The 22,280-nt window shown below is 70.5% G+C and carries 21 protein-coding genes and 1 pseudogene; 8 read left to right on the top strand and 14 right to left on the bottom strand.

The annotated features are described in order from the left end of the window. Positions 1–36: 36 nt before the first annotated feature. From mmsA to iolC, 5 genes and pseudogenes are all read right to left on the bottom strand, one after another. Positions 37–1,539, bottom strand: a complete 1,503-nt coding sequence (gene mmsA / locus OHU35_RS15230) for a CoA-acylating methylmalonate-semialdehyde dehydrogenase (RefSeq protein ID WP_189723767.1) — start codon at positions 1,537–1,539, stop codon at positions 37–39. A gap of 14 nt (positions 1,540–1,553) precedes the next feature. Beyond that, entirely contained in the window at positions 1,554–3,431 is a 1,878-nt protein-coding gene (iolD, locus tag OHU35_RS15235; RefSeq protein WP_405505602.1) for a 3D-(3,5/4)-trihydroxycyclohexane-1,2-dione acylhydrolase (decyclizing), read from the bottom strand. A 23-nt stretch (positions 3,432–3,454) separates the two neighbouring features. After that, positions 3,455–3,661: pseudogene (locus OHU35_RS15240) on the bottom strand (5-deoxy-glucuronate isomerase); the annotation flags it as partial. A gap of 10 nt (positions 3,662–3,671) precedes the next feature. Further along, on the bottom strand, positions 3,672–4,553 hold the full coding sequence (locus OHU35_RS15245; protein WP_405505603.1) for a deoxyribose-phosphate aldolase: 882 nt from the start codon (positions 4,551–4,553) through the stop codon (positions 3,672–3,674). Further along, complete coding sequence (iolC, locus tag OHU35_RS15250) at positions 4,550–5,500, bottom strand: 5-dehydro-2-deoxygluconokinase (protein ID WP_189723770.1); 951 nt, start codon at positions 5,498–5,500, stop codon at positions 4,550–4,552. The genes OHU35_RS15245 and iolC overlap by 4 nt, the downstream gene beginning before the upstream one ends. A 417-nt stretch (positions 5,501–5,917) precedes the next feature. Between iolC and OHU35_RS15255 the strand changes: the two genes are divergently transcribed. After that, entirely contained in the window at positions 5,918–6,118 is a 201-nt protein-coding gene (locus tag OHU35_RS15255; protein WP_189723774.1) for an AlpA family transcriptional regulator, read from the top strand. A gap of 70 nt (positions 6,119–6,188) precedes the next feature. Here the strand turns inward: OHU35_RS15255 and OHU35_RS15260 are convergent, their stop codons facing one another. Together OHU35_RS15260 and OHU35_RS15265 are read right to left on the bottom strand one after the other, a co-directional pair. Then, positions 6,189–7,232 carry a zinc-dependent alcohol dehydrogenase family protein gene (locus OHU35_RS15260; RefSeq protein ID WP_189723775.1) on the bottom strand — a complete coding sequence of 348 codons (1,044 nt, stop codon included), beginning with the start codon at positions 7,230–7,232 and terminating at the stop codon, positions 6,189–6,191. A 90-nt stretch (positions 7,233–7,322) separates the two neighbouring features. Beyond that, entirely contained in the window at positions 7,323–9,533 is a 2,211-nt protein-coding gene (locus tag OHU35_RS15265; RefSeq protein WP_405505606.1) for an MMPL family transporter, read from the bottom strand. A 163-nt stretch (positions 9,534–9,696) separates the two neighbouring features. Between OHU35_RS15265 and OHU35_RS15270 the strand changes: the two genes are divergently transcribed. The 3 genes from OHU35_RS15270 (at position 9,697) to OHU35_RS15280 (ending at position 13,090) form a co-directional block, all read left to right on the top strand. After that, positions 9,697–10,365 carry a TetR/AcrR family transcriptional regulator gene (locus tag OHU35_RS15270; protein ID WP_189723777.1) on the top strand — a complete coding sequence of 223 codons (669 nt, stop codon included), beginning with the start codon at positions 9,697–9,699 and terminating at the stop codon, positions 10,363–10,365. An 83-nt stretch (positions 10,366–10,448) separates the two neighbouring features. Next, positions 10,449–10,688, top strand: a complete 240-nt coding sequence (locus OHU35_RS15275; RefSeq protein ID WP_189723778.1) for a heavy-metal-associated domain-containing protein — start codon at positions 10,449–10,451, stop codon at positions 10,686–10,688. 164 nt (positions 10,689–10,852) lie between these two features. After that, complete coding sequence (locus OHU35_RS15280) at positions 10,853–13,090, top strand: heavy metal translocating P-type ATPase (protein ID WP_405505609.1); 2,238 nt, start codon at positions 10,853–10,855, stop codon at positions 13,088–13,090. Positions 13,091–13,763: 673 nt separating this feature from the next. Here the strand turns inward: OHU35_RS15280 and OHU35_RS15285 are convergent. After that, a complete protein-coding gene (locus tag OHU35_RS15285; protein WP_189723780.1) occupies positions 13,764–15,053 on the bottom strand; it encodes a citrate synthase in 1,290 nt (429 codons plus the stop codon). A gap of 178 nt (positions 15,054–15,231) precedes the next feature. Beyond that, entirely contained in the window at positions 15,232–17,502 is a 2,271-nt protein-coding gene (locus tag OHU35_RS15290) for an ATP-dependent RecD-like DNA helicase (RefSeq protein ID WP_359894142.1), read from the bottom strand. A 191-nt stretch (positions 17,503–17,693) separates the two neighbouring features. Here OHU35_RS15290 and OHU35_RS15295 point away from each other — a divergent pair, with 191 nt between their 5' ends. Continuing rightward, positions 17,694–17,867 (top strand): hypothetical protein, encoded by a 174-nt coding sequence (locus tag OHU35_RS15295; protein ID WP_189723782.1) that lies wholly within the window; start codon positions 17,694–17,696, stop codon positions 17,865–17,867. Here OHU35_RS15295 and OHU35_RS15300 read toward each other — a convergent pair. Together OHU35_RS15300 and OHU35_RS15305 are read right to left on the bottom strand one after the other, a co-directional pair. Continuing rightward, on the bottom strand, positions 17,845–18,063 hold the full coding sequence (locus OHU35_RS15300; protein WP_189723783.1) for a DUF397 domain-containing protein: 219 nt from the start codon (positions 18,061–18,063) through the stop codon (positions 17,845–17,847). The two genes, OHU35_RS15295 and OHU35_RS15300, sit on opposite strands and share 23 nt — an antisense overlap. Further along, positions 18,050–18,874, bottom strand: coding sequence for a Scr1 family TA system antitoxin-like transcriptional regulator (locus tag OHU35_RS15305; RefSeq protein WP_405505612.1), 825 nt, complete (start codon positions 18,872–18,874; stop codon positions 18,050–18,052). Before OHU35_RS15305 ends, OHU35_RS15300 begins: the two co-directional genes overlap by 14 nt. A gap of 129 nt (positions 18,875–19,003) precedes the next feature. Between OHU35_RS15305 and OHU35_RS15310 the strand changes: the two genes are divergently transcribed. Continuing rightward, complete coding sequence (locus OHU35_RS15310; protein ID WP_189723785.1) at positions 19,004–19,228, top strand: hypothetical protein; 225 nt, start codon at positions 19,004–19,006, stop codon at positions 19,226–19,228. Next, a complete protein-coding gene (locus OHU35_RS15315) occupies positions 19,225–19,518 on the top strand; it encodes a hypothetical protein (RefSeq protein WP_189723786.1) in 294 nt (97 codons plus the stop codon). The genes OHU35_RS15310 and OHU35_RS15315 overlap by 4 nt, the downstream gene beginning before the upstream one ends. Positions 19,519–19,539: 21 nt before the next feature. Here the strand turns inward: OHU35_RS15315 and OHU35_RS15320 are convergent, their stop codons facing one another. Beyond that, positions 19,540–20,412 carry an alpha/beta fold hydrolase gene (locus OHU35_RS15320; RefSeq protein ID WP_405505615.1) on the bottom strand — a complete coding sequence of 291 codons (873 nt, stop codon included), beginning with the start codon at positions 20,410–20,412 and terminating at the stop codon, positions 19,540–19,542. A 93-nt stretch (positions 20,413–20,505) separates the two neighbouring features. On the opposite strand from OHU35_RS15320, the gene OHU35_RS15325 reads away from it, so the two are divergent. Further along, the gene (locus OHU35_RS15325) at positions 20,506–20,937 is read left to right on the top strand and encodes a MarR family transcriptional regulator (protein ID WP_359894391.1); all 432 of its coding nucleotides are present in this window, start codon (positions 20,506–20,508) and stop codon (positions 20,935–20,937) included. 100 nt (positions 20,938–21,037) lie between these two features. Here the strand turns inward: OHU35_RS15325 and OHU35_RS15330 are convergent, their stop codons facing one another. Further along, complete coding sequence (locus OHU35_RS15330; RefSeq protein ID WP_189723788.1) at positions 21,038–21,685, bottom strand: dihydrofolate reductase family protein; 648 nt, start codon at positions 21,683–21,685, stop codon at positions 21,038–21,040. 81 nt (positions 21,686–21,766) lie between these two features. Beyond that, complete coding sequence (locus OHU35_RS15335) at positions 21,767–22,132, bottom strand: hypothetical protein (protein WP_405505617.1); 366 nt, start codon at positions 22,130–22,132, stop codon at positions 21,767–21,769. Between the last annotated feature and the right edge of the window lie 148 nt (positions 22,133–22,280).

Consider the following 22,280-nt stretch of genomic DNA (forward strand, 5'->3'; position numbering starts at 1 on the left):
CCTGCGAGAACCGCAGACGCCCCCGGAGAAAAAACCTCAGTGGTTGCGCGGGAAGCCCAGGTCCACGCCCGCCGGGGCGTCGGCCGGGTCCGGCCAGCGGGTGGTGACGACCTTGCCGCGGGTGTAGAAGTGCGTGCCGTCGTTGCCGTAGATGTGGTGGTCGCCGAAGAGCGAGTCCTTCCAGCCGCCGAAGGAGTGGTAGCCCACGGGGACCGGGATCGGGACGTTCACGCCGACCATGCCGGCCTCGACCTCCAGCTGGAAGCGGCGGGCCGCGCCGCCGTCCCGGGTGAAGATCGCGGTGCCGTTGCCGAACGGCGAGGCGTTGACGAGGTCCAGGGCCTCCTCGTAGGTCTCGGTGCGCAGCACGCACAGGACCGGGCCGAAGATCTCGTCCTGGTAGGCCTTCGCCGACGTGGGCACCTTGTCGAGCAGCGAGATGCCGATCCAGTGGCCGTCCTCGAAGCCGTCGACCGTGTAGCCGGTGCCGTCCAGGACCACCTCGGCGCCCTCGGCCGCGGCGCCCTCGACGTACGACGCCACCTTGTCGCGGTGGACCTTGGTGATCAGCGGGCCCATCTCGGAGGTCGGGTCGTCGCCGGGGCCGATCTTGATCTTCTCGGCGCGCTCTCGGATCTTCTCCACCAGTTCGTCGCCGATCGAGCCGACCGCGACGACGGCGGAGATGGCCATGCAGCGCTCGCCCGCCGAACCGTAGGCGGCGGACACGGCGGCGTCGGCCGCAGCGTCCAGGTCGGCGTCCGGGAGGACCAGCATGTGGTTCTTGGCGCCGCCCAGGGCCTGGACGCGCTTGCCGTTCGCGGAGGCCGTGGTGTGGATGTAGCGGGCGATCGGGGTCGAGCCGACGAAGGAGACGGCCTTGACGTCCGGGTGCTCCAGGAGGCGGTCGACAGCCACCTTGTCGCCGTGCACGACGTTGAACACGCCGTCCGGCAGCCCGGCTTCCGCCAGCAGTTCGGCGATCTTGAGGGACGCCGACGGGTCCTTCTCGGACGGCTTCAGCACGAACGTGTTGCCGCAGGCGATGGCGATGGGGAACATCCACATCGGCACCATCGCCGGGAAGTTGAACGGCGTGATGCCCGCGACGACACCGAGCGGCTGGCGGATGGACGAGACATCCACACGGCTCGCGACCTGCGTCGACAGCTCTCCCTTCAGCTGGACGCTGATGCCGCAGGCCAGGTCGACGATCTCCAGGCCGCGGGCCACCTCGCCGAGCGCGTCGCTGTGCACCTTGCCGTGCTCGGCGGTGATCAGCTCGGCGATGGCGTCCCGGTTGGCATCCAGCAGCGCCCGGAACTTGAAGAGGATCGAGGTCCGCTGGGCCAGCGAGGACTGGCCCCAGGTGGCGTAGGCCTCCTTGGCGGCGGCGACCGCCGCGTCGACCTCGTCGACCGAGGCGAACGCGACCTTCGTCGTCACCGCGCCGGTCGCCGGGTTCGTCACCGGCCCGTGCGTGCCCGAGGCGCCTTCGACGGTCTTGCCGCCGATCCAGTGGTTGACGATCTTCGTCATGGCCGGGAACTCCTTCACAGATGGCGGCGTCGGGTGGAGACGTGCCGTTCGTACAGCTCACGGGCCTTGACCGCGGACGGTCGTGTCGCGGTCTCGGCCACAGGTACATCCCACCAGGCCTGGGCGGGAGGCGCGCCCGACACTGTGTCTGCCGTTTGGGTCTCGACGTAGACACATGTGGGAGTGTCGGCGGCCCGGGCCTCGGCGAGTGCCTCGCGCAGGTCCCGTACGGTCTTCGCGCGCAGCACGCGCATGCCGAGGCTGGCCGCGTTGGCGGCGAGGTCCACCGGCAGGGGCGACCCGGTGTAGGTGCCGTCCTCGGACGGGAAGCGGTAGGCGGTGCCGAACCGCTCGCCGCCCACCGACTCGGACAGGCCGCCGATGGACGCGTAGCCGTGGTTCTGGATGATCAGGACCTTGATCGCGATGCCCTCCTGCACGGCCGTGACGATCTCGGTCGGCATCATCAGATACGTGCCATCGCCGACCAGCGCCCATACGGGCCGGTCTGGGGCGGCCAGCTGCACGCCGATCGCGGCCGGGATCTCGTAGCCCATGCAGGAGTAGCCGTACTCCAGGTGGTACTGGTCGTACGAGCGCGTCCGCCACAGTTTGTGCAGGTCGCCGGGGAGGGATCCGGCGGCGTTGATGAGGATGTCCGACTCGTCGACGAGCTCGTCCAGGGCGCCGAGGACCTGCGGCTGGGTGGGGCGGGTGTCCGGTTCGTCCACCTCGTAGCAGGCGTCGACGCGCTGCTCCCAGCGCTCCTTGTCCTCGGTGTACTCGGTGGCGTAGGAGCCGGCGACCCGGTACGCGTGCAGGCGGAGGGCCTCGGTGAGTTCCGTCAGGCCGCTGCGGGCGTCGGCGACGAGGGGGTGCCCGGCGAGCTTGTGGCCGTCGAAGGGGGCGATGTTGAGGTTGAGGAACCGGACGTTCTCGCCGGTGAAGAGGGTGCCGGAGGCGGTGGTGAAGTCGGTGTACCGGGTCCCGACTCCGATCACCAGGTCGGCGGTGCGGGCGAGTTCGTCCGCCGTCGCCGTGCCGGTGTGGCCGATGCCGCCGACGTCCTGGGCGTGGTCGTGGCGCAGGGAGCCCTTGCCGGCCTGGGTGGAGGCGACCGGGATGCCGGTGGTCTCGGCGAACTCGGCGAGTGCCTCCTCGGCGCGGCTGTGGTGCACGCCGCCGCCCGCGACGACCAGGGGCCTGGTCGCCGAGCGGATGATCCGTACCGCCTCGGCGAGTTCCGTCGGGTCGGCGCCGGGACGCCGTACGGTCCAGGTGCGCTCGGCGAAGAACTCCTCGGGCCAGTCGTAGGCCTCGGCCTGCACGTCCTGGGGCAGTGCGAGGGTGACGGCGCCGGTCTCGACGGGGTCGGTGAGGACGCGCATCGCGTTCAGGGCGGAGGGGATCAGGGCCTCCGGCCGGGTGATCCGGTCGAAGTACCTCGACACCGGGCGCAGGCAGTCGTTGACCGACACGTCGCCCGCGTACGGCACTTCGAGCTGCTGCAGGACCGGGTCGGCGGGGCGGGTCGCGAACACGTCGCCGGGCAGGAGCAGCACCGGCAGGTGGTTGATCGTCGCGAGGGCGGCGCCGGTGACGAGGTTGGTGGCGCCCGGGCCGATGGAGGTGGTGACCGCGTGTGTGGACAGCCGGTTGGACTGCCGGGCGTAGCCGACCGCGGCGTGCACCATGGCCTGTTCGTTGCGGCCCTGGTGGTACGGCATCGCGTCGGGGTGCTCCAGCAGCGCCTGGCCGAGGCCGGCGACGTTGCCGTGGCCGAAGATGCCCCAGGTGGCGCCGATGAGCCGCTGCCGTACGCCGTCGCGTTCGGTGTACTGGGCGGACAGGAAGCGTACAAGCGCCTGTGCGACCGTCAGCCTCGTCGTCATCGGTGTCCCTCCCGCCTTGTGTGGGGGACCTCCGGCGCGGGGCCGTAGCGGGCGGGGAGTTGTCGCTCGCACTTCGCTCCTGCCAAAGCAAAGCGGCCTCCCGCGCCGGAGGCGATCTGGGCCCGGGCGTCACGGGGCGCGTACGCGAAGCCGGGGGCGGCCCACGCGTACACACTCTCCCCGCCCGGGAGGGGGGAGTTCTCCTTGAGGACGTACGGCTCACCGGTCATGAAGCGGCCCTCACAGCAGTCCTACGGCGGTGTCCACGGCGGCGGCCACGTCGCCGTCCGCCGGATACAGCAGGGAACGGCCGACCACCAGCCCGCGCACGGTGGGCAGTTGGAGGGCGCCGCGCCACTTCTCGTACGCCCCGTCCTGATCGTCGCCCACCTCCCCGCCGAGCAGTACGGCGGGCAGCGTGGAGGCCGCCATGACCTCGGCCATGTCGTCGGGGTTCGCGGTGACCGGCACCTTCAGCCAGGTGTAGGCCGAACTGCCGCCCAGGCCCGAGGCGATGGCGATGGACTTGGTGACGGCCTCGGCGGAGAGGTCGTTGCGCAGCCGGCCCGTCTCGTCGCGGCGGGAGATGAAGGGCTCGACGAAGACGGGCAGCCGCCGGGCGGCCATGGCGTCGACGGCCCGGGCGGTGGACTCCAGGGTGGTGAGGGAGCCCGGGTCGTCGTAGTCGATGCGCAGGAGCAGCTTGCCCGCGTCGAAGCCGAGGCGCTCGATGTCCTCGGGACGGTGGCCGGTGAAGCGGTCGTCGAGTTCGAAGCTCGCGCCCTGGAGGCCGCCGCGGTTCATCGAGCCCAGGACGACCTTGCCGTCGAGGGCGCCGAGCAGCAGCAGGTCGTCGAGGATGTCGGCGGTGGCGAGGACGCCGTCCACGCCGGGGCGGGACAGGGCCAGGCAGAGGCGTTCGAGGAGGTCCGCGCGGTTGGCCATGGCCATGCTGCGGCCGCCGACGCCGAGGGCGCCGCGGGCCGGGTGGTCGGCGGCGACGATCATCAGCCGGCCGTTGTCGTTCAGCAGGGGCCTGCGGGAGCGGCGGGCGGCGGCCTCGGCGATCGCCTCCGGGCGGTGGCTGCGCAGGCGGACGAGTTCGGAGACGTCGACGGTCACTTGACGGCCCCCGCGGTGACGGCCGCCTCGATCTCGCCCGGGGTGGGCATCGCGGAGGAGCACTCCAGGCGGGAGGCGACGATGGCGCCGGCGGCGTTGGCGTGCCGCATGGTCTTCTCCAGGTCCCAGCCGGCCAGGAGGCCGTGGACCAGGGAGCCGCCGAAGGCGTCGCCGGCGCCCAGGCCGTTGAGGACGTTCACGGGCAGCGGCGGGACCTCGGCGCTCGCGCCCTCGCGGTTGACGGCCAGGACGCCCTTGGGGCCCTGCTTGACGACGGCCAGTTCCACGCCCGCGTCGAGGAGGGCGCGGGCGGCGGCGTGGGGTTCGCGCACGCCCGTGGCGACCTCCACCTCGTCGAGGTTGCCGACCGCGACGGTGGTGTGGCGCAGGGCCTCCTTGTAGAAGGGGCGGGCCGCGTCGGGGTCGGTCCAGAACATCGGGCGCCAGTCGAGGTCGAAGACCGTCGTGCCGGACTTGGCGCGGTGGGCGAGGGCCGCGAGCGTCGCCGTACGGCTCGGTTCCTCGCTCAGGCCCGTGCCCGTGACCCAGAAGACGCGGGCGTCTCGGATGCCGTCGAGGTCGAGCTCGTGGGCGTCGATCTCCAGGTCGGGGGCCTTGGGCCGGCGGTAGAAGTACAGCGGGAAGTCGTCCGGCGGGAAGACCTCGCAGAAGGTGACCGGGGTGGGCAGGCCGGGGACCGGGGTGACCCAGCGGTCGTCCACGCCGAAGTCCTTCAGGGCCTCGTGGAGGTAGGTGCCGAAGGGGTCGTCGCCGGTGCGCGTGATCACCGCGGTCCGCCGTCCCAGGCGGGCCGCGGCCACCGCGACGTTCGTCGCCGAGCCGCCGAGGAACTTGCCGAAGGACGTGACCTGCGGCAGCGGGACGCCCGTCTGGAGCGGATACAGATCCACTCCGATCCGCCCCATGGTGATCAGGTCGTACGCCATCGGATACCCCTCGGTGTCGGCTCTCCCCGGTTTTGTAGCCCCCTTCCCGAAGCCCTGTCAATGTTTTGTCCGGACATTCGGACCAGATCATGACAGCGCTTTCCGTATGCCCTGGTCCGGGTTCCCACCGCTCGACGACTGAGGCACCGTGGACGAGCCGACGCCCCGGTGCCGCGTCAAGGCGCCCCGCCGACGGTCCGGCGCGTACCTTTGCCCCGGCTGTGTCACAAACACCCCCTTCCTGTCACACATGTCGCGCGTGCGCAGGTCTTCCGTCACACCCGGCCCACAGGCCCTGACCCGTGTGACCGAGCGTCGTTGACCGGCCACAGGCTTGTTGATCGCCAGCGCAGCGCCCGGCTCCCCCGGACGGCCGTCCCCGGCCCCCGCCGTGGTGCGCGCGGGGAGGTGCATGTCATGTCCGACCGAAAGCTCTGGTCCTACAAGGAGATCGCGGCACACATCCGGGTGCAGCCCGACACCGTGCGGTCCTACCGCAAGCACGGTCTGCTGCCGCCGCCCGACCATGTCGAGAGCGGCAAGCCCTACTGGTACGCCGACACGGTCCGGGCCTGGGTCGCCTCCAGGCCCGGCAACCGGGGGCGAAGAGACGACTGACCGGCCTCGCGCACCGACCCCGTGCCCCACCCTCGCGTGGGGCACAGTCTTCTGTCCTTCGGCGGGGGCGTCAGCTCCACGGCTCGATGACCGTGGCCCCCGCTCCCGGCGCCGTCCCCATCGCCGCCAGCGCGGCCGGGGCCTCGTCCAGCGTGATCGTGGACGTCACCAGCAGGTCGGGGCGCAGCACACCGCTGCGGACCAGCTCCAGCATCGGCGGGTAGCCGTGCGCGGCCATGCCGTGGCTGCCGAGGAGTTCGAGCTCCAGGGCGATCGCGCGGGCCATCGGGACGGGTGTCGTGCCGGTCGGAGAGGGCAGCAGACCGACCTGAACGTGCCGGCCGCGGCGGCGCAGGCCGTTCACGGAGGCGGCGCAGGTGGCGGGTGAGCCGAGGGCGTCGAGCGAGAGGTGGGCGCCGCCGCCGGTCAGGTCGCGGACCGCCGCCGCGGTGTCCGGCACCGCTGTCGCGTCCAGGCACCGCGCGGCCCCGAACCTCCGCGCCAGGTCCAGTGCCTGGGCCGATACGTCGACGGCCACGACCCGCGCTCCCGACGCCGCCGCGATCATCACCGCCGAGAGCCCCACCCCGCCGCAGCCGTGCACCGCGACCCACTCCCCCGCCGCGACCCGGCCCTGCCGCACCACCGCCCGGTACGCCGTGGCGAACCGGCAGCCGAGGGAGGCCGCCGTCGCGAAGGACATGTCCCCGGGGAGCGCCACGAGGTTCACGTCGGCGTGGTCCAGCGCCACGTACTGGGCGAAGGAACCCCAGTGCGTGAAGCCGGGCTGGGTCTGGCGCTCGCACACCTGATGGTCGCCCTCCGCACAGGACGGGCAGGTGCCGCAGGCGCAGATGAACGGCACGGTGACCCGGTCGCCGGGCCGCCATCCGGTCACCCGGGCGCCCACCGCCTCGACGACACCGGCGAGTTCGTGCCCGGGCACATGCGGCAGTGCGATGTCCGGGTCGTGGCCCTGCCAGCCGTGCCAGTCGCTGCGGCACAGGCCGGTGGCCTCGACCCGCACGACGACGCCGTGCTCCGCGGGCTGCGGATCCGCGACCTCCCGCACCTCGGCCGTCTCCCCGTACCGCTCGAACACCACGGCCCGCATGACCCACCCGCCTTTTCGTTCACGCCCGGTTCGCGCATGTCCGGTTCGCGCATCTCCGGGATTCCGAAGGGCTCCTACCTTCCCGGGCGATCAAGCATGCGACGCTCCGACCTTGTCTCTGGCCTCTTCCGTCTCCTTCGACGGGCCCGGTGCGCTCTCGCTCAGACCGAAGCGCTCGTGGAAGCGGCGCAGCGGGCCCGGGGCCCACCAGGTGGCGCGGCCCGTGAGGCGCATGACCGCGGGGACCAGGAGGCTGCGGACGATCATCGCGTCCATCAGGACCGCCAGAGCGATGCCCAGGCCGAGCATCTTGGTGTTGGTCACCCGGGAGGTGCCGATCGCGACCATGACCACGGCCAGGATGACCGCCGCCGCGGTGATCAGCCCGCCCGTGCGCGCCAGGCCGTGCCGGACGGCCTGGTCGTGGTCGCCGGTGTGGTCGTACTCCTCCTTGATGCGGGAGAGCAGGAACACCCCGTAGTCCATGGACAGACCGAAGGCCACACAGAACATCAGGACCGGCAGGGTCGTCTCTATGGAGCCGGGACTGGTGAAGCCGAGCAGGCCGGACAGATGACCGTCCTGGAAGACCCAGACGACCGCGCCGAACATGGCTGTCAGGCTGAGCGCGTTGAGCACGACCGCCTGGATCGGTATCAGCACGCTGCCCGTGAGGAGGAAGACCAGGAGCAGGGTGACGATCGTGATGAAGACGGCCGCGAGCGGCAGGCGCTCCCCTATGGCGTCCTTGGAGTCGACCAGGACGGCCGCCATGCCGGTCACCTCGGTGTCGAAGGGGGCCCGGAGCTCGCGCAGTTCACCGACCAGGCGCTGGGCCGGATCGTCGACCGCCTCGCCCTTCGGCAGCACCGTGAAGTACGCCGAGTCGCCCTTGACCAGCGGCCCGTCGACCCGCTGCACCTCGGGCAGTTCGGCGATCCGCTCCTTGTAGGCGCCGTACTGCGCCTCGGTCGCGCGGCCCTGGGCGAGCACTTCGAGGCCGCCGTCGGGGCTGCCGGGGAAGCCGTCCCGGATGTGCTGCTGCACGACATGGGACTCGGAGGTCGAGGGCAGCTGACGGTCGTCCGCGGTGCCGAACCTCACGCCCAGGAAGGGCAGTCCGAGCAGGACGAGGACGGCTGTGGTGCCCAGGGCGAAGAACGGGGCGCGGCGCATGACGAGCGTCGCCGTACGCGCCCATGTTCTGCCCTCTTCCCCGGCGGGCTTCGGCCGGTGTCCGCGCCGGAACACGCGGCGCAGGTCCAGGGCGTTGACCCGGTGCCCGAGCAGCGTCAGCGCCGCCGGGAGCAGGATCAGCGCGGCCGCCGCGGCCAGCAGCACCACGGCGATCCCGGCGTAGGCGAAGGACCGCAGGAAGTACTGCGGGAAGACCAGCATCGCGGCCAGGGACACCGCGACCGTGAGGGCGGAAAACAGCACCGTACGGCCGGCGGTGCGCAGGGTGGTGCCGATCGCCGTCAAGGGCTCGGCGCCCGTGGACAGTTCCTCGCGGTAGCGGCGGACGATGAACAGCGCGTAGTCGACGGCGAGGCCGAGGCCGAGGGCCGTGGTGAGGTTGATCGCGAACACGGACACGTCGGTGAGCTCGGTGAGGCCGCGCAGGATCGCGTTGGTCCCGAGGATGGCGACGATGCCGATGCCGAGCGGCAGCAGGGCCGCGACCGCGCTGCCGAAGACCATCACCAGCAGCACGAGCGTCACCGGCAGGGCGATGAGCTCGGCCCGGGTCAGGTCCTCCTGGATGATCGTCTGCATCTCGTGCCGCACGGCGACCGGGCCGCCGACGGTGACCTCCACCGGGCCGTGCACGCCGCGGTAGTGGGGCGCGATGCGCTCCAGGGTCTCGGCGGCGGTCTTCTCGTCACCGGTGATGCGGGCGGCTATCAGCGCCTCGTGGCCGTCCTCGGCGCGCAGGGCCGGGGTGCCGGACTGCCAGTAGGAGCCGATGCCGGTGACGCCCCGCTCGCTCGCCAGCCGCTCGGCGAGACGCTTGGCCCGGGCGGCGACGGCCGGATCGTCGACCGAGGCGTCGCCCGCGTCGACCAGGAGCAGCAGGTTGGGCTGGGAGCCGGGGAACTCGCGCTCCAGGACCTTGGTCGCACGGGTGGACTCGGCGGCCGGATCCTCCCAGCCGCCGGCGCCGAGCCGGTCGGCGACGCCGCTGCCGGCCAGCACCGCGAGGGCGGTGATCACCAGTGCCACCAGCAGCGACAGTCTGGGCCTCGCGGTGACGAAGCGGGTCCAGCCGCCGACGCGTGGTGGTGTGTTGACTTCGGTCATCGTGCGGTGTCCCCTTCACCGTGACCCGTGTCCAGGCGCAGCCTGACAGCGCGGGGCTGCCATAGACTGGCAAACACGAGAGTTCGCTCGCATTTCTGCCGACTCCAGAATGCGAGCGACCACTCGCGTTTGTCAATCGCGTGATGAGACCTGGGGATAACGCGTGCCCGAGAAGACCGAGAAACCCGCGACGGAGACCACGACAGCGGCGGCCGAGGACCGGCCGCGCCGTCGCCAAGCCCGCGGCGAGCGCCGGATCACCCAGCTACTCGAAGCCGCTGCCACGGTCTTCGCCACGACCGGCTACACGGCCGCCAGCACCAACGCCATCGCCCGCGAGGCGGGCGTCTCGCCGGGCACGCTGTACCAGTTCTTCCCGAACAAGGAAGCGATCGCGATCGAGCTGGGCGGGCGGCTCATGCACGAGATGCGGCAGTCCTACGACGAGGTCCTCAGCCCGATCGACCCCGCGGTGACCCCGATCGAGGAGGCGATCACCGGGACCGTCGACCGCTTCATCGAGTTCAACTGCCTCCACCCGGCCTTCTTCGTGCTGATGCACGGCCCCGACATCCCGGGGCGCATCGCCGAGGAGCACGACGCGCTGCACACGACGCTGGTCACCCGGGTCGAGACACTCCTCGCCCCGTTCGTGCCCGACGCGCCCGCCCCGGCCGTCACCCGCACCGCCCAGATGTGCGTCGGCATCTACAAGGCCGGCCTGGAGCTGATCCTGGCCCACGAGGGCGCCGAGCGGGAGGCGTACATCCAGGAGCTGAAGGACGTCCTCCTGCGCTACCTGCGACCCCTGGCCGAGGGCGTCGTGTACTAATACCCCCTAGGGGTACAGTGGAGAGGTGTGCGGGCCCCTCGTGGGTCCCCACAGCCCCACATGCCTCGACGAGGAGTAACGACATGACCGCCCAGACCGACACCACGGGCTCCGTCACCACCGTCTACAAGGTGAGCGGCATGAGCTGCGGACACTGCGAGGGCGCCGTCTCCGGCGAGATCTCCGAGATCTCCGGCGTCAGTTCGGTGACGGCCGTCGCCAAGACCGGCGAGGTCACCGTCGTCTCCGCGGCCCCGCTCGAGGACGAGGCCGTACGCGCCGCGGTCGACGAGGCCGGTTTCGAGCTGGCCGGCCGGGCCTGACCCCCACCTTCGCCGAGTTGCCGGGCCCGAGAGCCCGGGACGCCGGGGCCTGAGACGCTCCAGACCTGGCACTCGTACCGACGTACGGGCCGTACGGCCGCCGCCCCGGCCCGTACGGCCCGTTCCGCTTCCCGGGCGCCCCGCCACCTCCTGGAGTGAAGGACATGACCAGCACCACCGCCCAGGCGCCGCCGGACCCCGAACCGGCGCTCGCCGAGGTCGAGCTGCTCATCGGCGGGATGACCTGCGCCTCCTGCGCGGCCCGCGTCGAGAAGAAGCTCAACCGCATGGACGGCGTCTCGGCCACGGTGAACTACGCGACGGAGAAGGCCAGGGTCAGCTACCCCGCGGGCACCGAGGTCGCCGATCTGATCGCCACCGTGGTGAAGACCGGGTACACCGCCGAGGAGCCCGCACCCGCGCCCGAGGAGGAAACCGCCGCGGACGAGGACCCCGAGCTGTCGGCCCTGCGCCGGCGCCTGGCCGTCTCCGCCGCCCTCGCGGTGCCCGTCGTCCTGCTGGCGATGGTCCCGGCCCTCCAGTTCGACAACTGGCAGTGGCTCTCGCTCACCCTCGCCGCGCCGGTCGTCGTCTGGGGCGGACTGCCCTTCCACCGGGCCGCCTGGACGAACGCCCGGCACGGCGCCGCCACCATGGACACGCTGGTCAGTCTCGGCACGCTGGCCGCGTTCGGCTGGTCCCTGTGGGCGCTGTTCCTCGGCGACGCGGGCATGCCGGGCATGCGGCACCCCTTCGAGCTCACGGTCTCGCGCGGCGACGGTGCCTCGCAGATCTATCTGGAGGTCGCCTCAGGCGTCACCGCCTTCATCCTGCTGGGCCGCTATCTGGAGGCCCGCTCCAAGCGCCGCGCCGGGGCCGCGCTCCGGGCGCTGCTGGAGCTGGGCGCCAAGGACGTGGCCGTCCTGCGGGACGGGCGCGAGGTGCGGATCCCGGCGCAGCGGCTGGCGGTCGGCGACCGGTTCGTCGTACGGCCCGGCGAGAAGATCGCCACCGACGGCACCGTGGTCGAGGGGGCGTCCGCGGTGGACGCCTCGATGCTGACCGGCGAGTCGGTGCCGGTGGACGTGGCGGCCGGGGACACGGTCACCGGCGCGACGGTCAACGCCGGTGGCCGGCTGGTCGTCGAGGCCACCCGGGTCGGCGCCGACACGCAGCTCGCGCGGATGGCGAAGCTGGTGGAGGACGCGCAGAACGGCAAGGCCGAGGTGCAGCGGCTCGCCGACCGGATCTCCGGGATCTTCGTGCCGGTGGTCCTGCTGATCGCCGTCGCCACGGCCGGGGCGTGGCTCGGGCTGACCGGCGACGGTGTCGCCGCCTTCACGGCCGCCGTCGCCGTGCTGATCATCGCGTGCCCGTGCGCGCTTGGCCTGGCCACCCCGACCGCGCTGATGGTCGGCACGGGCCGCGGCGCGCAGCTCGGCATCCTCATCAAGGGCCCGGAGGTCCTGGAGTCCACGCGCCGGATCGACACGGTCGTCCTGGACAAGACCGGCACGGTCACCACGGGCCGGATGACCCTCCAGGAGGTGTACGTCGCCGAGGGCGCCGACGAGAAGGAGGTGCTGCGGCTCGCGGGCGCCGTGGAGCACGCCTCCGAACACCCCGTCGCGCGGGCGATCGCGCTGGGCGCCGAGGAGAGGGCCGGACGGCTCCCGGAGGTCGAGGGGTTCCGGAGCGTCCCCGGGCGGGGCGTACACGGGCGCGTGGAGGGACGTGAGGTCGCCGTGGGGCGGCTCTTCGACGACGTACCGCCGGAGCTGGCCCGCGCGCGGGACGAGGCCGAGCGGGCCGGGCGTACGGCCGTCCTGGCGGGCTGGGACGGGACGGCGCGGGCCGTGCTGGCCGTGGCGGACGCGGTCAAGGAGACCAGCGCCGAGGCGGTGCGCGAGCTGCGCGCGCTGGGGCTCACGCCGGTGCTGCTGACCGGGGACAACCGGGCCGTGGCCGAGACGGTGGCGAAGGCCGTGGGGATCGACCAGGTGGTCGCGGAGGTCCTGCCCGAGGACAAGGTCGACGCCGTGCGGCGGCTGCGGGCCGAGGGGCGGGTCGTCGCCATGGTGGGCGACGGCGTCAACGACGCGGCCGCGCTCGCCACCGCCGATCTGGGCCTGGCCATGGGCACCGGCACGGACGCGGCGATCGAGGCGGGCGATCTGACGCTGGTGCGCGGCGACCTGCGGGTGGCCGCGGACGCGATCCGGCTGTCGCGCCGGACGCTGACCACGATCAAGGGCAATCTCGTGTGGGCCTTCGGCTACAACGTGGCCGCGCTGCCACTGGCCGCCGCGGGGCTGCTGAACCCGATGATCGCGGGGGCCGCGATGGCCTTCTCGTCCGTCTTCGTCGTCACGAACAGTCTGCGACTCCGGACATTCCGGTGAAGTCCCCTGAATTCGCCCTAAGTTCGCGGCGAACCTGATATGAGCCCCTCTGGAGTCCCGAGCCCGGCTCACATAAGCTCTTCACAAGGCTCGCGCATCATCCTTACGCTTGAGTCCCGGACGGCATTTCCGGGCTCTTGCGTAGCTAACGGACATATGCAAGAGACGCAGATCACAGTGATGTGAACGTAACCATCGAAGGGGTTCGAAGGTCTAAGTTGACGATGTCAGGGAGCGTCTTGGGGGGCGTGACCTGACATCTGGAGATGTCTTGGGGGACTTCTCCAGAGATGCGTTGCCGGGGCACGCACACCGGGAAGCTTTGAGCGGCCCTCCCGGACGTGCGCTGTCCCGGCAGATCGCACACGACAGAGGCACGACGAGTTTTGCTCGTTGTGCTCACAGCGATTCAGGCGCTGTCCTCACAGACGCCCGGCCGGATCCCGTGGGGGGAATCCGCACCGGGACTGAGAAGGCGCCCTGGCCGTCGGCCCGTGGGGGGACCGGCGTTCCGGGGCGCCTTCTTCATTGCGTAAGAAATCATGTAAGAGATCGCCTCCCCGCAGGATCACGCGAAAACGCGGGAGACCACACGCGGGTCACGCAAGGGATCACGCGAGAGCCCCCGCATCCGGCAGTCGGATGCGGGGGCTCCTGCGGTACGCGCTACGCCTCAGCGGCCCTCGACGGGAACGAAGTCGCGCTCGACCACGCCCGTGTAGATCTGGCGCGGGCGGCCGATGCGGGAGCCCGGCTCCTTGATCATCTCGTGCCACTGGGCGATCCAGCCCGGCAGCCGGCCGAGTGCGAACAGGACCGTGAACATCTCGGTCGGGAAGCCCATGGCCCGGTAGATCAGGCCGGTGTAGAAGTCGACGTTCGGGTAGAGGCTGCGCGAGACGAAGTAGTCGTCGGAGAGCGCGTGCTCCTCCAGCTTCAGCGCGATGTCCAGCAGCTCGTCGGACTTGCCGAGCGCGGACAGGACGTCGTGCGCGGCGGCCTTGATGATCTTGGCGCGCGGGTCGAAGTTCTTGTAGACCCGGTGGCCGAAGCCCATCAGGCGGACGCCGTCCTCCTTGTTCTTCACCTTGCGGATGAAGGTGTCGACGTCGCCGCCGGAGTCGCGGATGCCCTCCAGCATCTCCAGCACCGACTGGTTGGCGCCGCCGTGCAGCGGGCCCCACAGGGCGTTGATGCCGGCGGAGATCGAGGCGAACATGTTCGCCTGCGAGGAGCCGACCAGGCGGACCGTGGACGTCGAACAGTTCTGCTCGTGGTCCGCGTGCAGGATCAGCAGCTTGTCGAGCGCGGAGACCACGGTCGGGTCCAGGTCGTACTCCTGCGCGGGGACCGAGAAGGTCATGCGGAGGAAGTTCTCGACGTAACCGAGGTCGTTGCGCGGGTAGACGAACGGGTGACCGATCGACTTCTTGTACGCGTACGCCGCGATCGTCGGGAGCTTGGCGAGCAGGCGGGTCGTGGAGAGGTTGCGCTGGCGCTCGTCGAACGGGTTGTGGCTGTCCTGGTAGAACGTGGACAGCGCCGAGACGACCGAGGACAGCATGGCCATCGGGTGGGCGTCACGCGGGAAGCCCTTGTAGAAGTTCTTGACGTCCTCGTGCAGCAGGGTGTGCTGCGTGATGTCGTTCTGGAACGTCGAGAGCTCGTCGACGGTCGGCAGCTCGCCGTTGATCAGCAGGTAGGCGACCTCCAGGAAGGTGGAGCGCTCGGCCAGCTGCTCGATCGGGTAGCCGCGGTACCGCAGGATGCCCGCTTCGCCGTCCAGGTAGGTAATGGCGGATTTGTACGCGGCGGTGTTGCCGTAACCGCTGTCCAGTGTCACCAGACCGGTCTGGGCGCGGAGCTTCCCGATGTCGAAGCCCTTGTCCCCGACGGTGCTGTCGATCACCGGGTAGGTGTACTCGCCGTCGCCGTACCGCAGTACTACAGAGTTGTCGCTCACGTCTTCCCTCACCGACGTTGTGCCTCATCTTCGAGGTTGCCCTGACTGTCTCTACCATCCCCCACTTGGCTCAGGAGAGTGCACTCGGGGTCGACCATCGGGCCTATTGACGGCACTGAGTGCCGCCAACTTGCTCATCCTGCCCCCTGTGTTCCCCATCCGGAAGCCTCTGTGACCTTCACGACTCGTTTGATCGATCATTTTTTCGCGATCCGTGCGATCCGAGCCTGAAATCGAGTGCCGTGCAGCGCCGGCCCGCCGACACCGTGCGCACCGCCTGGCCGATCGCCTTGCGCGAACCGACGAGGACGACCAGCTGTTTGGCCCGGGTGACCGCCGTGTAGAGCAGGTTCCGCTGGAGCATCATCCAGGCGCCCGTGGTCACCGGGATGACGACCGCCGGGTACTCGCTGCCCTGGGAGCGGTGGATCGTCACGGCGTACGCGTGGGCCAGCTCGTCGAGCTCGTCGAAGTCGTACGGAACCTCCTCGTCCTCGTCCGTCAGCACGGTCAGACGCTGGTCGACCGGGTCGAGCGAGGTCACCACGCCCACGGTGCCGTTGAAGACGCCGTTCTCGCCCTTCTCGTAATTGTTGCGAATCTGGGTGACCTTGTCCCCGACCCGGAAGACCCGGCCGCCGAAGCGCTTCTCGGGCGTGTCGGGGCGGCCGGGGGTGATGGCCTGCTGGAGCAGTCCGTTCAGCGTGCCCGCGCCCGCCGGGCCCCGGTGCATGGGGGCGAGCACTTGGACGTCCCGGCGCGGGTCCAGCCCGAACTTGGCGGGGATACGACGCGCCGCCACGTCCACGGTGAGCCGCCCTGCGGCCTCCGTGTCGTCCTCGACGAAGAGGAAGAAGTCCTTCATGCCGTCGGTGACCGGGTGTTGGCCGGCGTTGATCCGGTGGGCGTTCGTCACCACGCCCGACTGCTGGGCCTGCCGGAAGACCCGGGTCAGGCGGACGGCGGGGATCGGCCCTCCGTCGGCGAGCAGATCCCGCAGCACCTCCCCCGCACCCACACTCGGCAACTGGTCCACGTCGCCGACGAACAGCAGATGCGCCCCAGGCGGCACGGCCTTCACCAGCTTGTTGGCCAGCAGCAGGTCCAGCATCGACGCCTCGTCGACCACCACCAGGTCGGCGTCGAGCGGACGGTCCCGGTCGTAGGCCGCGTCGCCGCCGGGCTTCAGCTCCAGCAGGCGGTGGACCGTGGAGGCCTCGGCGCCGGTGAGCTCGGACAGGCGCTTGGCGGCCCGGCCGGTCGGGGCGGCGAGCACGACCTTCGCCTTCCTGGCGCGGGCCAGCTCCACGATCGAGCGGACCGTGAAGGACTTGCCGCAGCCGGGGCCGCCGGTGAGGACGGCGACCTTCTCGGTCAGCGCCAACTTGACGGCGGCCTCCTGCTCCGGGGCGAGGTCGGTGCCGGTGCGCGCCTTGAGCCAGGTGAGGGCCTTGTCCCAGGCCACCGTACGGAAGCCCGGCATCCGGTCCTCCTCGGTGCGCAGCAGGCGCAGCAGCTGGGCGGAGAGGGAGAGTTCGGCGCGGTGGAAGGGCACGAGGTAGATGGCGGTGACGGGTTCACCGCCGTCGGGTCCCGGGACCTTCTCCCGTACGACGCCGGGCTCCTCGCCGTCCTCCCCCGGCTCGGCGAGCTCGGCCAGGCACTCGATGACCAGGCCCGTGTCGACCTGGAGGAGCTTGACCGCGTCCTTGATCAGCTGCTCCTCCGGGAGGAAGCAGTGGCCCTGGTCGGTGGACTGCGACAGCGCGTACTGCAGGCCCGCCTTGACGCGCTCCGGGCTGTCGTGCGGGATGCCGACGGACTGGGCGATCTTGTCGGCGGTGAGGAAGCCGATGCCCCAGACGTCGGAGGCGAGGCGGTACGGCTGGTTCTTCACGACCCCGATCGAGGCGTCGCCGTACTTCTTGTAGATGCGCACGGCGATGGACGTGGACACCTCGACGGTCTGGAGGAAGAGCATGACCTCCTTGATGGCCTTCTGTTCCTCCCAGGCGTCGGCGATCTTCTTCGTCCGCTTGGGGCCGAGGCCCGGGACCTCGATCAGCCGCTTGGGCTCCTCCTCGATGATCTGGAGGGTGTCCAGCCCGAAGTGCCGGGTGATCCGGTCGGCGAAGACCGGGCCGATGCCCTTGACCAGACCCGAGCCGAGGTAGCGGCGGATGCCCTGGACGGTGGCCGGCAGGACGGTCGTGTAGTTCTCCACGTGGAACTGCTTGCCGTACTGCTGGTGCGACCCCCAACGGCCCTCCATACGCAGGGACTCGCCGACCTGCGCGCCGAGCAGTGCGCCGACGACCGTGAGCAGGTCGCCGCCGCCTCTGCCGGTGTCGACCCGGGCGACCGTGTAGCCGTTCTCCTCGTTGGCGTACGTGATCCGCTCGAGTACGCCTTCCAGCGTGGCCAGTCGCCGCTCGCCCTGATCGGTCATGAGGGGACCGTACCGCCCGGGTAGGACAACGCCCTTGAATAAAGCGACCGATCAGTATGCGGAGAGCCGGTCACCTTTCACGGCGAATTCACAACAACAGCCCGAAGCTTTACAGTTCAAGCATCTTAGCTGTCCTTTTCGGCCGCCATTCCCGTGGGAGAATTCAGGCTTGATTCGCCGTGAATTGAGGAATGATGTCACCTCAGGCCCAGAGCGTCGCCCTGTGGATCCTGGCCCTGGCCGTCAACACGACGGCGGCGTGCGCCGGGATCGTGTGGGGCTGGACGGCGTTCACGCAGTTCCTCGTGCCGGCTTTCGGCTCGGTGGTGGGGGCGTCGGTGGTCAGTTACAGCTTGCGGCGGTGAGATGGCCGTCTTTGACGGCGGTTACGAAGGCGGTCCAGCCGGTTGCCGAGAAGGTGAGGGTGGGGCCGGGGGTGGTTTTGCTGTCTCGGACGGGGATGTCGGGGTGGCCGTGGGCGACTTCGAGGCATTCACCTTGGTCGCCGCCGCTGTAGCTGGACTTGTACCACCCGGTGACGGTGCGCTCATTGGTGACCATTCGCGTGTTCCTCCGCTGCCGCCCTGACTAGGGACAGTGACTCCTGCTGCGACAACGCGTCGCTCAGGGCCAGAGCGTAAGCGGTCTGACAGGCGCTCACCAGGGCAGGATCGTCCATCAAGTTCCCGGTCTGAAAGCCCTCGACGTAGGCCACCGGAGCCGAGTCCTCGAATGTCATGAGCGTGAGCAGACTCTGCATGAGCGCGTGCGCCCCCACGCCGTAGGGAAGGACGTGCAGGCGCAGTCGTCCCGACTCGGCCATGTCCGCAATCCTGTGCAACTGCTCGGCCATGACCTGCGGCCCGCCCACACAACGGCGAAGAACCGCCTCGTCAAGCAGTGTCCAGACCACGGGCTGCGCTGGTCCGTCGAGGATTCGGCGACGCTTTGTTCGGATGACAACGAGCTCGTCAAGTTGCTCGGGCGTGTGATTCGGTCGGTACGCACGGAAGAGAGCGCGTGCGTAGTCGTCGGTCTGCAGCACTCCGGGAACCAGCGAGAGTGCGAACTGCTGGATCAGCAGGGCCAGTTGCTCAAGCTCGGCCACGGCGGCGAAGTGATCGGTGTATTTCGACTCCAGATCCTCCAGCCACCGCGCGAAGAACCCGTCCGTCCCCAGCGCCCGGTCGATCCGCAGCGCGTCATCCGGCTTCGGAAGGCGCCTCCCGGCCTCGAAGTGGCTGATGAGCGTGGGCGAGCACACGACCTGGTCGCCCAGTTCCTCCTGCGTGAGGCCGACGGCTGTCCGCCGCAGCCGCAGTTCCTCTCCGTACTTCTGACGCGGCGTTCGAAGCGCGCGGCGTTCGTCCATGCGGCCAACTCCTCTTCTTGACAAGCGCGATGTCAAGCTCCGACCCCTGGCAGCGTAGCGAGGGCCGACCCCACTCTGTGAGTGATTCACCACAGACCGCAGTCACCGCAGGTGGGAAGGCCGACAGACATGACAGACCTCATCGCCCGGCTCCTCGAGCCGCTCCTCCGCTTCCTGTTTCCGCCTCGCGGGCGGCGACGGCGATCGTCGGCATCAACCCCGTGCCCGTACGCGTGCCCGTACTGCCACGACGGCGTCAGGGTCACGACGGCCCGCCGCCCCGAGGTGCGCCCGCTGCGCGGTGAGGACAACCAGTTGGTGCGCCCGTACCTGATGGCGGAGACCGGCGTATGACCAGCGGAGCGCCCGGGCGACTGCTGCCGTGGACGAGCCCCGAGGGCAGGCCGTGCTACCTCGTGGGCGACGGGACCGGATACGTCGCGCGTATCGCAGACGACATCGAGGATGTGCAACTCGGCATGGCGGACGACCTTCTCGGCCACGCCGACGAACTCCTCGCGGAACGCCGGGTGACGAGTGCGGAACTGCACTACCTGGCCCGGCGGCTCACCGAGTCCCTGCGGGACGTCAGGCGGGTCGCGGAAAGCAGAGGGGCACGCCTCTGCCCGCGCGAAGGACCATGATCTGAAAGGGCGTGGGCCGGCTCAGCCGGCGGGGCCGGTCAGGAAGTCGGTGATGCGGCGGCTCGCTTCGGCCGGGGCGGCGTGCGGCAGGGCGTGGTGGGAGACGTTCGGCAGTGTGGCCGTCGTGGCGTGTGGCAGCAGTTTCCCGGCGCGGGCGGCCACCTTGGACGGGTTGTGGGTCCGGGTGTTCTCGGCGAGGAGCACGAGGACCGGCAGGTCCAAGGTGCGCAGCGCGCCCGGCTTCGGGCGTGGTCCCACCACCGGCCGCACGGAGGGGAAGCCCGCGGCCGCCTCCTGGAGGGCGAGCCAGTCGGGGTCCAGGGGGACGCCCCCGGTCTCCCATTCCAGGAAGGTCCGGACCCGGCGGGGCGTGGGCCGCAGCGCCATCCGCACCGCGTGCAGTCCGTAGGCCGACTTCAGCTTGGCGAAGCACAGGGTCGGGTCCAGGAGGACCAGATGCCGTACCCGGTGGGGCGAGCGCAGGGCGTACCGCAGCGCGATCCAGGCGCCGTACGAGTGCCCGCCGAGGTCGGTCTCCGCGAGGCCGAGGCCCTTGAGGAGCGCGTCCAGCCAGGACACGAGGTCGGCGGTCGTACGGGGGTGGCGACCGGGGGCCGGTGTGCTGCGGCCCGGGGCGCCGATCAGGTCGACGGCGTACACCCGGTGGACGCGGGAGAGTTCGGCGGCCTGCCGGTACCAGGAGGCCGAGGTCGCGCTTCCGCCTCCCGGCAGCAGGAGGAGTGGAGGACCGTCGGCCGGGCCGCACACGTTCACGTGCGTCGCACCGAAGGGCGTGGGCACGGTCACGGCCTCACGCGAGGTCGGCCACTTGGCCATGACCCTGTCGTAGGCGGCGAGGAAGCCGTCCATGTCGTACGTACCGCGAGCGCTCATGAGCCAGGTCCCCTTATTATCTCGCTCAGTGAGATACTTGTTGAGCGAGATGATAGTCGGAGGCCGCGGGTGCCCGACCAGAGGTACGAGGAGATGGAGATCGTCCATCTGTTGCGCGCTGTGGCCGTCGACCTGGGGCGGCACAGCGCCCGGTTCGCCCAGCGCAACGGCATGCATCCCACCGATGTTCGGGCGCTGATCGTCCTGATGGACGCCTACCGCGCGGGCGAGGAGACCACGGCGGGGCGACTCGGTGCCGCGCTCGGGCTGAACTCGGCGGGGACCACGGCACTGGTCGACCGGCTTGAGCGGGCCGGGCATGTGCGGCGAGTGCGCGGCGAGCGGGACCGTCGCAAGGTCACCATCGAGGTGGACGAGCGCGCCATCGCCCTCGGCCGGCAGCACTTCGGCCCGCTGATCGACCGGGCGGTGGGCCTGTTGAGCGGGTACGACGAGCGGGAACTGGCCGCGATCAGGGGCTTTCTGGCCGGGGTGCGGGAGGCCGCGGCCGAGGAAGGCGACTAGCGGCACGCGGCGAGAATGGGCAAGTGGAGCGATCGGGCCGTCCCTGGCCGCGAAAGCCCAGGTAGACAGACTCCCCGTTGTCCCGAACGCTCCACTCGCCTCACCGCCTCCAGAACAAGTGGTGCGTCACCCCGCTCGGGCTCGGCACCACATCGCAGTGGAAGCGGTCGAGCAGCTCGTCGGGCGACTCCCAGAGCCGTGAGCCGGATCCGAGCTTCACGGCCGGCGAGACGGCCACATGCAGCGTGTCGACCAGGTCCGCGTCGAGGAACTGCCGGATGGTGGCGGCCCCGCCGCCGAGGCGGACGTCCTTGCCCCGCGCCGCCTCCCGCGCCTGCGCGAGGACCTCGGCCGGGTCTCCGCCGACGAAGTGGAAGGTGGTGTCGGAGAGCGTGAACGAAGGCCGCGGGTGGTGGGTCATCACGAACACCGGCGTGTGGAACGGCGGTTCCTCGCCCCACCAGCCCTTCCAGTCGTGATCCTGCCAGGGGCCGCGCTGGGGACCGAACTTGTTGCGGCCCATGATCTCGGCGCCGATGTTGTGCGCGAAATCGCGCGTGAGGTAGTCGTCGAGGCCGCGGCTGCCGCCGGGGGCGGTGCGGTTCGGCCAGCTCGCCGTCGCCCCGGCCCACGCGAACATCGTGCCGGGATCGGCGTGGCCGAACGGCCGTTCCAGGCTCTGGTTCTCACCGGCGCCGAATCCGTCGCTGGAGACGTTGAAGTTCTGCACGCGCAGTAGCTGGGGCACGGGGCTCCTCCTGTGGTCGATGAGGGGTGGACCGCTCCGGCCGGCGGAACTCATCGGTCCTCGACTACTCCCCTTCTCGTCTCACCCGGACTGCGCCACCACGTGCTCGATCACCTGCTTGAAGTCGTCGGTCGGGGAGAACTCCACCAACTCGCTGTCCTCCAGCGCGAGCGGCACATGGCCCGGAGCCCAGTAGTACGCCTGCCCCGCCTCGTACTCCTCCTCGCCGGAGGGCGTGCGCATCCTGATCCGGCCCTTCAGCAGGTAGCCCCAGTGGGGGCACTGGCACGCGTCGTCGGGCAGGCCCTTGAGGGCCGGGCCCATGTCGGTGCCCCGGGGCAGGCTGATGTAGCTGACCGACATATCGCCCCCGATCGGCATGTTGCGCACCTCTACACCGTCGCCGCCGAGGGTGACGGGTACGTCGTTCCGGGTCGCCGCCGTCATGGCTCCTCCGCTCGCCCTGGAAACGGACCTCCTCCTTCCACCCTGAACCGCCGGGGAGCCTCCCGCGACATCACGATCCTGTTTCGACGTGCCCCAGGGGTCTTGATTTACCGGCGTGTAATCGATTCCATCCACCCGTCGATGTAAT

It is taken from the genome of Streptomyces purpurascens, from assembly GCF_045040895.1.
GTDB lineage: Bacteria > Actinomycetota > Actinomycetes > Streptomycetales > Streptomycetaceae > Streptomyces > Streptomyces purpurascens.